The 13931-nt window shown below is 45.6% G+C and carries 6 protein-coding genes; 5 read left to right on the forward strand and 1 reads right to left on the reverse strand.

Translation table 11 applies throughout. From position 1 onward, the window contains the following. The first annotated feature begins 38 nt into the window (after positions 1 to 38). From FHW88_RS18180 to FHW88_RS18195, 4 genes are all read left to right on the forward strand, one after another. Positions 39 to 3203, forward strand: a complete 3165-nt coding sequence (locus FHW88_RS18180; RefSeq protein WP_176627416.1) for an efflux RND transporter permease subunit — start codon at positions 39 to 41, stop codon at positions 3201 to 3203. A gap of 12 nt (positions 3204 to 3215) precedes the next feature. Further along, complete coding sequence (locus FHW88_RS30195; RefSeq protein WP_255485368.1) at positions 3216 to 4661, forward strand: TolC family protein; 1446 nt, start codon at positions 3216 to 3218, stop codon at positions 4659 to 4661. A 637-nt stretch (positions 4662 to 5298) separates the two neighbouring features. Further along, the gene (locus FHW88_RS18190) at positions 5299 to 8157 is read left to right on the forward strand and encodes a M16 family metallopeptidase (RefSeq protein WP_176627417.1); all 2859 of its coding nucleotides are present in this window, start codon (positions 5299 to 5301) and stop codon (positions 8155 to 8157) included. 436 nt (positions 8158 to 8593) lie between these two features. Then, complete coding sequence (locus FHW88_RS18195) at positions 8594 to 10036, forward strand: DNA/RNA non-specific endonuclease (RefSeq protein ID WP_176627418.1); 1443 nt, start codon at positions 8594 to 8596, stop codon at positions 10034 to 10036. A gap of 860 nt (positions 10037 to 10896) precedes the next feature. Here the strand turns inward: FHW88_RS18195 and FHW88_RS18200 are convergent. Next, positions 10897 to 11790, reverse strand: coding sequence for an SMP-30/gluconolactonase/LRE family protein (locus FHW88_RS18200; protein WP_176627419.1), 894 nt, complete (start codon positions 11788 to 11790; stop codon positions 10897 to 10899). Between the two features lie 205 nt (positions 11791 to 11995). On the opposite strand from FHW88_RS18200, the gene lysS reads away from it, so the two are divergent. Next, entirely contained in the window at positions 11996 to 13717 is a 1722-nt protein-coding gene (lysS, locus tag FHW88_RS18205; protein ID WP_176627420.1) for a lysine--tRNA ligase, read from the forward strand. Positions 13718 to 13931 lie beyond the last annotated feature (214 nt).

Genomic DNA, 13931 nt, shown 5'->3' on the forward strand with positions numbered 1-13931 from the left:
CGCGGCGCGGGTTTATTGTACACTTACCCTAACAAACTATGTTCGAAACTTTTATAAAGCGACCAGTGCTGTCGCTTGTTATCTCATTGATAATTACCATGCTGGGTGTGCTGGCGTTGATAACGCTGCCTGTTACCCAGTTTCCTGATATTGTACCGCCATCGGTAACAGTAACGGCCAACTACACCGGTGCCAATGCCGAGGTATGTGCCAAAGCCGTAGCAACTCCGTTGGAGCGTGCCATTAACGGTGTGCCGGGGATGACCTACATGTCGACCGTTTGCAGTAACGATGGCTTAACGGTGATCCAGATCTACTTTAACGTTGGGGTTGACCCCGACCAGGCCGCGGTGAACGTTCAAAACCGCGTAGCCACCATTATTGACGAAATGCCGGAAGAAGTGATCAAAGCCGGTGTTACTACAGAAAAAGAAGTAAACAGTATGCTGATGTACCTGAACATCATGAGCCAGGACACCAGCATGGACGAAAAATTTATTTATAACTTCACCGATATCAACGTTTTACAGGAACTTAAACGAATTGATGGTGTAGGCCGTGCCGAGATCATGGGCGCTAAAGAATACTCTATGCGCGTATGGCTTAAACCCGACAGAATGATGGCCTACAAGGTATCAACCGATGAGGTGATAGATGCCATCCGTGCCCAGAACGTAGAGGCCGCGCCGGGCAAAACCGGCCAAAGCTCGGATAAAACCCCGCAAATGCTGCAATATGTATTGCGCTACCCGGGCAAATTTTTTGAGCCTAAACAATATGAAAATATTGTGATCCGCGCCGAGGAAGACGGTTCGGTATTAAGATTGAAAGAAATTGCTGATGTTGAATTCGGTTCCCTAACCTACAGTATGGTTTCCAATACTGACGGCAAGCCTTCGGCATCAATCATGATAAAACAACGCCCCGGTTCTAATGCCCGCGAGGTGATCAATAACATTAAAACCCGCATGGCCGAGCTTAAGGAAAGCTCATTTCCGGCCGGGATGACCTTCAACGTAAACTATGATGTATCGCGCTTTTTGGATGCATCAATACATGAAGTATTACGTACGCTGGTTGAGGCTTTCATCCTGGTTTTCATTGTAGTATTCATTTTCCTGCAGGATTTCCGGTCGACACTGATCCCGGCTTTGGCGGTCCCGGTAGCCCTCATCGGTTCGCTGTTTTTTATGCAGATGCTGGGGTTCTCCATCAACCTGCTCACGCTCTTCGCATTGGTGTTAGCCATCGGTATTGTGGTGGATAACGCAATTGTAGTAGTGGAAGCCGTACACGTAAAAATGACCGAAAACCACATGAACGCCATGGATGCCACCGTAAGCGCCATGCGCGAGATCAGCGGTGCTATTGTGGCTATTACGCTGGTCATGTCGGCGGTGTTTGTGCCGGTTGCCTTTATGTCGGGGCCTGTTGGGGTATTTTACCGGCAGTTTTCGCTTACGCTGGCTATTTCCATTGTGATATCGGGCGTCAATGCTTTGACGCTCACTCCTGCCCTTTGTGCTATCATGCTGAAACATAGCCCTGCTTCAAAAAAGAAAAGTTTGATGCAGCGCTTTTTTGGCGGTTTCAATAAACGGTATGATGGGTTGCAGAACAGGTATTCAACCTTCATGACCTACCTGTCGCCGCGCAAGGGAATTACTTTGCTATTATTGGCAGGCTTCTTTATCCTTACCTGGGGAACCAGCGCTATTTTGCCAACGGGCTTTATCCCAACTGAAGACCAGGGTATGCTTTACGTGAACGTAACCACCCCGGCAGGTGCTACAGTTGAGCGTACCGAACAGGTATTGAAAGAGATTGAAGCCAAAACCAAATCGATGAAATCTATCGAATCGGTTTCAACCCTTTCGGGTTACAGTTTGGTGAACGAGATTGCCGGTGCGTCGTACGGCATGGCCATGATCAACCTTAAACCATGGGATGAGCGCAGTGAATCATTGGATGATATTATTGCCGAGCTGACCGCAAAAACCAAGAATATCGGCGATGCTTCTATCCAGTTCTTCCCCCCGCCTACCGTACCGGGCTTTGGTAACGCCAGCGGTTTCGAGATAAGGGTACTTGATAAAAGCGGCCAGGGCGATTTGCAGAAAGCTGCCGATGTAACTAAAAACTTTGTAAATGCGCTTAACGCCTCACCGGAAATTGCCGGAGCTTTCACCAGCTTTGACCCTAACTTTCCGCAGTATATGATCTCTGTCGACCAGCAAACAGCGGCTCAAAAGGGCATTACGATTGATAAAGCAATGTCGACCCTGCAAACATTAATGGGGAGTTTCTATGCTTCCAATTTCATCCGTTTCGGGCAGATGTATAAGGTGATGGTACAGGCCTCGCCCGAATACAGGTCGCGCCCCGAGGATGTTTTAAACCTGCAGGTTAAGAACGATAAAGGCGAAATGGTGCCGTTCTCCACATTCATTAAAATGGAGAAGGTTTTCGGCCCCGAACAGCTCACCCGCTATAATATGTATACGTCGGCCATGGTTACCGGCGATGCAGACAAAGGCTTCAGCAGCGGCGATGCCATTAAAGCCATTGAACGTATCGCTGCCGAAAAACTGCCGAAAGGTTACGCCTTTGAATGGTCGGGCATGACGCGAGAGCAGATCCTTTCGGGTAACCAGGCTATTTACATCTTTGTGATCTGTTTGATCTTTGTTTATCTGCTGCTGGCTGCCCAATACGAAAGCTTTTTGCTGCCGCTTCCGGTTATCCTTTCATTGCCTACCGGTATTTTCGGCGCGTTCTTCTTCCTGAAGATCACCGGGCTCGAAAACAACATTTATGCCCAGGTGGCGCTGGTAATGCTTATCGGCTTGTTAGGTAAAAATGCCATCCTTATTGTTGAGTTCGCTATCCAGCGGCAAAAAGAAGGATTGAGCGTGCTAAAAGCCGCTATTGAAGGTGCAGTATCCCGTTTACGGCCAATCCTCATGACCTCGTTGGCGTTCATAGCCGGTTTGATACCGTTATGCGTGGCCAGCGGTGCGGGCGCTATGGGTAACCGCTCTATCGGTACCGCTGCTGCCGGAGGTATGCTGATGGGAACTATTTTCGGATTGATCCTTATTCCGGGTTTGTATGTCATCTTCGCTGGTTTGGCCGAACGCAATAAAAAGCAAAAACCAGCCACAGAAGTAACTCATCATGAGCTGGATATCGTTAATAATTAATCAAGATCTGCAATGCTAAAAAAAGCAATTTTCTATATACTCCATACGGCACTTTTGATGGTAATCATGGCCGGCTGTAAAAGCTACAAACCGGTCACGGGCCAGGAAGTGGCTGCTAATCTGCCATCGTCATTCAATAACAGTACTGATACGGTAACAATTGCGGCCTTACCAATAGGCCAGTTTTTTGCCGATCAGAGGCTCGTTAACCTGATTGACACAGCCCTTAAAGCAAACCCCGATTTGTTAAGCGCCCTGCAAAGGGTTGAAGCCGCGCGGGCCAATCTACGGTTCAACGCCTCAAAGCTTTTACCTACCATAAACCTGGCCGCCAACGCAGGGGTTGAAAAATATGGTGATTATACCCAAAACGGCGTAGGTAATTACGACACCAATTTTTCAAATAACATCAATAGCGATCAGCATATCCCCAATCCTGTACCTAACTATTTCCTGGGTTTTCAAAGCTCATGGGAGGTTGACCTGTGGGGTAAGCTGAACAATCAGAAAAAAGCCGCCTTTGCCCGTTTCCTGGCCAGCCAGAGCGGCTATCGCCTGGTAACAACAGCCCTCACTGCCCAAATTGCCGGGCTTTATTATCAGTTACTGGCTTACGATACCGAATTAGGCATCATCAAAAAGAATATTAAGCTACAGGAACATGCCCTGGAGATCGTTAAAATCCAAAAACTGGGTGGCCGCGCTACGGAGTTGGCTGTTCAACAATTTGAGGCCCAGTTAGCCCGCACCAAAGGATTAGAATACACTACCCGGCAGCAAATTACCGAGACTGAAAACCAGCTTCGTTTTTTAACGGGAAGTTATTCGGGCACGGTAACACGGGATACTTCTATCATGAAAACGAAACTACCGGTGGTTGTTGGCACAGGAGTTCCATCGCAAATGTTACTGAACCGCCCGGATATCCGAAGTGCGGAGCTGGAGCTTACCGCCATGAACGCGGACATTAAAGCGGCAAGGGCAAACTTTTTCCCCACTTTAACTTTAACTCCGTATGTTGGCTATAATAGCTTCAGGGCAAACTTGTTATTCGATCCCGCTTCATTTACTTATGGTATTTTAGGAGGTATCACCGCCCCTATTTTTAACCGCAAGGCTATCAAAGCAGAATATGAGCGGACTATAGCCGAGCAGAAAATAGCGGTGTACAATTATCAAAAAAGTATCCTTTCAGGTTTCCAGGAAGTAAAGAATAATTTGAGCGGGATAGAGAATTTTAACCGTGCTTTTGAATTTAAACAACAGGAGCTGCAATCGCTAAACAATGCCCTGTCTGTAGCTAACGATTTATACCTTGTTGGCCGGGCCAATTACCTTGAAATTATCACCGCGCAACGCAGCGTACTTGATGCCGAACTTGAGCTGGCCGGTATTAAACGTGACATATTTTTAAGCTCGGTTAATTTATACCAGGCTGTTGGTGGTGGTTGGAGATAAATAGATAGTTAACATTAATAGAAAAAGGGTACTTATTTAGGTACCTTTTTTGTTTCTATGGGTCATCAAAAGCGTGGAATTGTGCGATTCCCCTCTTGAGAGGTGTAGGGCGTGTTTCAGCATTTTTTCTAAACACGTAGCAAAAACACCCTTGCCGTCGCTCTTTTCCTGCGCGCCGCCTCTCTACCCACAAAATTGTTGTCGTATAATCAGCAAGGCGTTTGTTTTGCCCCTCTGGGGCAAAGGATATTTCTATTTTTCATGCTACAAACCTTTTGCACCTCTGGTGCACCTGTTTTTAAGCGCGTCTAAAGTAATACCAGTCTATTAAATTGTAAAAGTCCCCCAGAGGGGGAAAAGGTTTGTAGAATAGCATCCTATCCTTATCCGAACCCCAGAGGGGTTCAACTAACCTGATTACTAAATTGGCAACAGCTATTTGACCATTATTTTGCGGGTTAGCTTAAACTTTCAGGGAGGGAATTGAAAAATGCACCCACCCGTCACAAATCCGTTACACAAATCAAATTACATCGCAACAATATTAACCAGTAGTATAAATTGCTTAATATAGTGGTTCCGGTGTTTACAAAAGAAAACATCGGTTGACTGACTAATACTTAAACAATTAACACAAATGATCAAACTTTTAAAGCACGCATTGATCACTCCATCAATTGCTGTACTGGCGCTTAACGCGGTTGCCCAAACCGCCGCGCAACCAAAGCTTATTGAAAAGGTTACCCGCAAGGGGACCGAGCTGGTGATCCCCTATGAAAAATATGTATTACCTAACGGATTAACGGTTATTTTAGCCGAAGACCACTCCGATCCGCTTGTTCACGTTGATATCACCTATCACGTAGGCTCGGCCCGTGAGGAGATCGGTAAATCGGGCTTCGCCCACTTTTTTGAGCATATGATGTTCCAGGGATCAGATCATGTAGCCAATGGCGATCATTTTAAGATCATCACCGAAGCAGGCGGTACCCTAAACGGTTCAACTAACCGCGACCGTACCAACTATTATGAAACCGTACCCGCCAATCAACTGGAAAAAATGCTTTGGCTGGAGTCGGACAGGATGGGCTTCCTGCTCGATGCTGTCACCCAGCAAAAATTTGAGGTGCAGCGTGCAACCGTAAAAAACGAACGCGGGCAAAACTACGATAACCGCCCATACGGTTTAGTTAGCCAGTATGCTTCAAAAACACTTTATCCATACGGCCACCCCTATTCGTGGCTTACCATTGGCTATATTGAGGAGCTGAATAAAGTAGGCGTAAATGATCTTAAAAACTTTTTCCTGAGATGGTACGGCCCTAATAATGCCACGCTAACCATTGGCGGCGATCTTAACCCAAAACAAACCCTTGCCTGGGTGAGCAAATATTTTGGAGGGATCCCAAGAGGTCCTGTGGTAAAGAATATGTATTTACCTGCACCCGTATTAAAGGCCGACAGGTATGTATCCTACACGGATAATTACGCCAAGTTCCCCTTGTTGTCTGTAAGTTATCCCGGCGTAAAGATCTATGATAAAGACATGTCGCCTCTTGATGCTTTATCGGCCATCATCGGGCAGGGCCGTAACTCTATCTTTTACAAAAACTTTGTAAAAACCCGTAAGGCGGCACAGGCCACCATGAGTTCATCCAATACCGAACTGGCCGGTGAGATCAGCATGCGGGTTATACCTTTCCCGGGGCAAACTTTGGCTGATGCCAAGAAACTGGTAGACGAGTCATTAGCCGAGTTTGAGAAAAAAGGTGTAAGTGACGATGACCTGGCCCGCTTTAAAGCCACCGCCGAAGCCGATTACATCAACAGCTTATCGAGCGTAAGCGGTAAAGTATCTGAACTGGCACAGGCGCAAACTTTCACCGGTAACCCTAACCAGATCGGCCGCGAACTGGCTGCTATCCGGGCGGTAACCAAAGAGGATGTAATGCGCGTTTATAACCAGTACATTAAAGGTAAACCGGCGGTAATATTAAGCGTATTGCCTAAAGGCGGTAATCTGCAACCTGTAGCACCCGATAATTTTACTGTTGATACCACAGGCTACAAAGCCCCCGATTATGGTTATAATGGTTTAACCTATCACAAGCCTAAAGATAGTTTTGATCGTGCTGCAAAACCGGGCGTTGGCCCTAACCCGGCCATTAAAGTTCCGGCTATCTGGTCGGCCAATACATCAAATGGTATCAATATCATCGGCACGCAAAATAACGAGATCCCATCGGTATCCATGTCGATCTCTATTAAAGGCGGCGGCTTGTTTGCCATCAATGATCCATCAAAAGCAGGTTTGGCAGGTATTGTCGGCCGTATGATGAATGAAGAAACCCAGAAATACACTGCCGAAGATTTCAACTCCGAACTGGATAAACTGGGCAGCAGTATTACTTTTTATGCCAGTTTAGATCAGATTGATGCTGAGGTATCGTCGCTCACCAAAAACCTGGGCAAGACAATGTCCCTGCTCGAAGAAAGGTTATATCACCCTAAATTCACCCAGGACGCGCTCGACAGGATCAAGAAGCAAACTTTGGAAGGCTTTAAACAAGCTAAAACCCAACCTGCAGGCGTAGCCAGCACAGTTTACAGCAAAATCCTTTATGGTACCGATAACGTACGCACTTACGCTGCAGGCGGTAATGAAGAAACTGTTGCGGGTATAACGTTGCAGGATGTTCAGGACTATTACGATAAAAACTTTTCACCATCGTTAACCAAAATTGTTGTGGTAGGCGATGTTAGCGAGACATCTGCAAAAAGCGCGCTCGCTTTCCTCAATACCTGGAAGGATAAAAAGGTGACCATCCCGGCTCCTGCTGAGGGTAAAACATTTGATAAAACCACTTTATACCTGGTTGATATCCCGGGCGCGGCACAATCTGAGATCCGTATCGGGTATCTGGATAAACTAAACTATGATGCAACAGGCGATTATTATAAGCTGAATATAGCCAACTACATTTTAGGGGGCGCATTCAACAGTCACATCAATCTTAACCTGCGTGAGAAAAAAGGCTGGACATATGGTGCCCGTTCATCTTTCAGTTCGGGTAAATATGGCGGCGACTTCACCGCTTCGGCCGGCGTATTGGCTACGGCTACCGATAGCTCGGTGGTTGAGTTTATGAAGGAGATCACCAACTACCAAAAAAACGGGATTACACCCGAAGAATTGAAGTTCACCCAAACTTCTATCGGCCAGAGTGATGCCCGCCGTTATGAAACCAACGCCCAAAAAGCGGCGTTTTTATCGCGCATCCAGGAGTACGGCCTTAAACCTACTTTTGTTGACGAACAAAGCAAGATACTATCGACCATTACTCCCGCCGAGATCAATGGCCTTGCTTCAAAATACCTCAATCCCGACAACATGATCATTTTGGTTGTTGGCGATAAGGCAAGGATCTATCCGGGCCTGCAAAAACTGGGCTACCCGATTGTTGAACTTGATGCCGATGGCAAGCCAAAACAATAAATTAACATAACAACTGGCGGATAAAACCCTTATACCTTAACCGGTATAAGGGTTTTTATTTTAAAAATCAATCATTTATAATAAAGCTACAACCCTACGGGTGTTGTTTATACCATTGCTTTGCAACTGAAAAGTTACTATTCAAAACCTATTTACTAACATTGATTTAACCTAAATTGAATACATAAAGTTCAATTTTGAAAGGTTGATATGGTGCTTATGGCAACTGCCAAAGCCGGTGGTGTTAATATTTAAGTTTTAACTATTTGAGTGCAAGCAGTGCACCGGCCTTGTAATGGCACAATAATATCCCAACAGGAGCATGTGAATGCGTATTCCTGTTTCTTTTAGTTCTCCTAAATCTTTCCGGTTTTAAAATTTACGCAGCGTAAACGCATTTGCTATGCATTATCTATCTATCATAAAAAACAACATTATGAAAATTAACAACCTACTTATTGGCCTGGGTTTAGCTTTAACCCTTGCCGGATGTTCCAAAGACCTTAAAAACTCGCCTATCCCGCCCAAAACCGGCGATACTACAGCAAGCCCTCCTGCCCCGGTTCCTTATTCCATTACCGAAGGTTTTGAACAGGGCAGTAAAACCGCCTACGCAGCAGCCGATGTAACCCTAAGCACCGGAAGCTGGAATTTTAGCGATGCCCTGATAGGCAATCTCGCTGCCGACCTTAAAGATGGCAGTAAATCTGTAAGGCTGCGTACCGGGGATATCGCGATGAATTTTGATATCAAAGGCCTTACTACTTTATACATTAAACACGGTAAATATGGCAGCGATGCCACATCGACCTGGCAGTTGCTAATGTCGACCGACGGCGGGGCGAATTACACGCAGGTAGGCACTGATATTACTGAAACCAATACCACCCTGGTAACCGACTCATTTAAAGTGAGCGTTACGGGTAAAGTTAGGTTTGAGATCAAAAAAGCAGGCACAACCCGCATTAACATCGATGATATTACCTTTAAAGGTACCGGCGATCCGGGCATAACCGTTGGCATACCTGATACGGGCGGCAGCGATACTACCGGCACATCAAATTCAGCAACACCAAGGGACGTTACTGCCGGCGCAGACGCCCCGCCTGCAAGCGGCGATAATAGCAACCTGCTTTTTGGCAACCCTTCAAACGCCCTTTCAACACTGGCATCTAAGGATAACTACCTGATAGATCAGAAGTATTATGTAGAATCATACAACGCCACCAAAGGCGAACCCAACTGGGTAAGCTGGCACCTTGACGCGACCAATACCACCAACGCGACTGGTCGTTTGGATAATTTTGCAGGCTGGAGCGGGATTCCTGCCGGCTGGTACCAGGTAGAAAGCAACAGCTATTCGGGCAGCGGGTTCGACAGGGGACATAACTGTCCCTCGGCCGATCGTACCAGTTCAGCCAACGCTAATTCCTCAACCTTCCTGATGACCAATATGATACCACAGGCACCGCAAAATAACCAGCAAACCTGGGCCAATCTTGAAAATTACCTGCGCGAACAAGTGGCGGCCGGTAACGAGGTTTACATAATTATGGGCAGCTATGGTACAGGGGGAACAGGCTCAAACGGGGCTGCCAGTACCATCAATAATGGCCACGTAAATGTACCGAGTAACGTTTGGAAAGTCGCCCTGATCATCCCCAAAGGTGATGGCGACGTTGCGAGGGTTACCGCTTCAACAAGGGTTATCGCGGTAAATACCCCTAATGTTAACACCATCAACTCCGACTGGACCAAGTACATAACAACTATCAAAGATATTGAAACAGCAACCGGTTATACCCTGCTCTCAAGCCTGCCAACTGCGGTTAGGACAGCGCTTGAAGTTAAGGTAGATACCGGAGCCTCGGGAACATAAGAAATTGGTAATTGAAAAAGGAAAGCCGGGAGTATATAATATTCCCGGCCTCTTTGTTGGCTTTTTCGCGGGTGTTCAATTTTTGAAAAACGGGTGTTCAACTTTCAGAAGCCAAATATTACAACACATTGAGTATCAGCACTAAGATGTTCAAATTTCGCTATTGAACATTTCTTGATATTTATAACACATTGATTATCAATTGATAAAATTCAGGCAAAAACAAGAAGTGTTCACACTTTTAAAAATTGAACACCTGGTGTTTGTCTTGCTAAATATTTAAATCCTGTGAACTCCAAAGGTGAAATGACAAAAGAGGCCTGTCAGTCTGAGCTTGTCGAAGACTCGCGCGCAGAGTCCCGCCCACCATGCTTCGACAAGCTACCCATGAGATAATTAAATTAAGGATGCTCCCGTCAGCAGGTAAGCTTCGGGTGAAAGCGGGCAGAACAATGGTGGTCTTGAGCGCAGGAAGGGGCATAGCAAGTTTTTGCAGAAGCATTGGGAAAGCGCGAGCGTAGCGGGGCAAAATAATTGCAGCCCGTGGTTCTGCCCGTTTTGCAGGGCAAAGGCCCGCGCGACGGGCTGTGGAGTGGGTGAGCGCAAAGAAGCCTCCCTGCTGACTTGATTTTTTGGGTACTTTTGTATCAAGACAAAAGTACCTGGCCCCGCGCGGCCAAGAGCGCGACAATGCAAGTTCAATACCACTAAGCACCTTGTCTGCCGATAAAGGGATTGCTTCGTAACTCAGCAATGACGTGGAAGAGATGTCATTGCCTTCAGACTCCAGCGGATTTAAATCACTCAGGATGACCCTTACTTTATTTTGTCATGGGTATACTGATAGTATAGTGACCGGATCAATCCACTCCTTTTACATTCATTTTAAAGGTGTAAACTGCCTTTGATGCGGTTATAAATAATACATCTTTGTTTTTTCCGCCAAAACAGATGTTGGCAGTCCACGGTTCATCGATATCTATGTGGCCAATCTTTTCGCCTTTAGAGTTAACTATGGTAACTCCTTTACCGCACATATAAATATTGCCATGTTGGTCTATTGTCATACCATCGCAGCCCATAGCGATAAACAGGGTGCGGTTGGTTAATGTACCATCTTTATTGATATCGTAACGATAGGTTTTGTTATCGCCGATATCGGCTACATACAAAGTCTTACCATCCGGAGTTCCGATGATGCCGTTAGGACGCACAAACTTATCATCAACCATAACAGCCGGTGCCTTGCCTTTGGCCAGGAAGTATAATTTTTGTCCGTCAAGATCAGGTTGCTTGCGGGTCCAGTAATCACGTTGATAGTATGGATCGGTTATATAGATGCCCCCGTCCGGGCTTACCCAAACATCATTAGGGCCGTTAAATTTATGTCCCTGGTAATCTTTCAGCAAAACGGTTACTTTGCCTTTCGGGCTGATAGACCAAAGCTGATCATCAGCATCGGCACAGCTAATGAGATTCCCTTTTTTATCAAAATACATCCCGTTTGAGCGGCCCGCACTATCCAGGAAAACAGAAAGCTTGCCATCGGTATCATACTTCCAGATCTTGTTGTTGGGCTGATCTGTAAAAAACACATTGCCTTTTTTATCGACAGCCGGGCCTTCGGTAAACGAAAATTGCTTGGCAACTAATTGAGGTTTGGTATTGGGGTCGTAAAGGCTTGCATCCGTTTGGGCAAATGCCTTAACCGACAGGGCCGATATCAATAGAATAAGAGCAGGTAGTTTTTTCATCGCTTTTGGAGTGTTATAATGGTTTTGCTAAAGTAACACGTTTTTAAGACCGATTATTTTAAAGGGGTAAAATATTTGATACAAGTAGCGGTTTTGTAGGATTGAAGAGTTGACTTAACTTTCATTTACCACTATTCAAAATCTCTTTAAAAAGAACTCATTAAAAACGCTATTTTTGCACCTTTATTAAAATACCGTACATCACATGAGTATTGCATTATCCGAACAGGAGATCATTCGCCGCAAATCTTTACAGGAGCTACGTGCACTGGGAATTAACCCTTACCCTGCCGAAGCTTTTAATGTTAACGCCTGGGCACAGGATATAGCTGATAATTTTAAGGATAAACCCGAGGCCTACCAGGATGTTGTAATTGCAGGCAGGATCATGACTCGCCGCATTATGGGCAGCGCTTCGTTTGCCGAACTGCAGGATTCAACCGGCCGTGTGCAGATCTACCTAAAACGCGATGATATTTGCCCTGACGAGGATAAAACTTTATATAATACCGTATTCAAAAAACTACTGGACATTGGCGACTACGTTGGCGTAAAAGGCTATGTGTTCCTTACTCAAACAGGCGAGATCTCTGTTCACGTACGTGAGCTGGTTGTGCTTTCAAAATCTCTGAAACCGCTACCAGTTGTTAAACGTGAAGAAGACGGAACTATCCACGATGGTTTTACCGACCCTGAACTGCGTTACCGCCAGCGTTACGTGGATTTAACCGTTAACCCGGATTACAAACAGATTTTCATCAACCGCTCAAAAGTGATCAGCGCTATGCGCAGTTACTTTAACACCCAGGGATGGATGGAAGTGGAAACTCCAATCCTGCAGCCTGTTCATGGCGGTGCGGCGGCCCGTCCGTTTGCAACGCACCATAACACGCTGGATATGCCCTTGTTTTTACGTATTGCCAACGAGCTTTACTTAAAAAGACTTATCGTTGCCGGTTTTGACGGTGTTTATGAGTTTGGCAAAATGTTCCGTAATGAGGGCATGGACCGCACCCACAACCCGGAGTTTACCGCCATGGAAATTTATGTAGCCTATAAAGACTATATATGGATGATGGCCATGGTTGAGGAATGCCTGGAAACTGTTGCCAAAGCAGTTCACGGAATCCCGGTTGTACAGGTTGGCAGCAATGAAATTAACTTTGCAGGCCCATACGAAAAGCTATCGATGTATGATTCGATCCTTAAATATACTGGTATTGATGTATCGGCAATGGACGAAGCAGGCTTGCGCGAAGTTTGTAACGAACTAAAAATAGAAATAAACCCAAGCATGGGCAAAGGCAAACTGATCGACGAGATTTTCAGCGCTAAAGTTGAGCATCACCTGATCCAGCCTACTTATATTACCGACTATCCTATCGAAATGACGCCGCTTGCCAAAAAGCACCGTACTAAAGAAGGTTTGGTTGAGCGTTTTGAGTTATTCGTGAATGGCAAAGAGATAGCAAATGCTTACTCGGAGCTGAATGACCCTATCGACCAGCGTGAGCGTTTGGAAGAGCAGCTGATCCTGGCCGGTCGTGGTGATGACGAAGCTATGGCCATGGATGACGATTTTCTACGCGCGCTTGAATACGGTATGCCGCCAACATCTGGTTTAGGTATCGGTATCGACAGGCTGGTGATGCTGATGACGAATCAGAGCACCATCCAGGAAGTATTGTTCTTCCCGCAAATGCGTCCTGAGAAAAAAGCCAAGGTCGCCACTGCGGAGGACTTTATAAACATAGGTGTATCTGCTGAATGGGTTCCTGTATTGAATAAAATGGGCTTTAATACGGTTGAAGAATTAAAAACAGCTAACCCCAACAAGGTATTTAACGATCTTGGCGGGATGCGTAAAAAACTAAAACTGGATATAACCATGCCAACCAAAGAAGAGGTAATGGCTTGGTTTAAGTAAAACCTTGATTTATGGGATTTTAGGATTACCCTGATATTTAATAATGGCCTGCTTCGTGCAGGCCATTTTAGTTTATGATCTATCAAGAAATCTTTTAATCAAGAAAATCAGGGTTCTCGATAAGAAAATCAACGCAATCAGCGTAATCCCTCCATTCAGCGGTTATAATTTCTTAACAAAAGCTTAAAAAAAATAATACTTTCATTTAAAAAGA

This window comes from Mucilaginibacter sp. SG538B (assembly GCF_013376065.1).
Lineage (GTDB): Bacteria > Bacteroidota > Bacteroidia > Sphingobacteriales > Sphingobacteriaceae > Mucilaginibacter > Mucilaginibacter rubeus.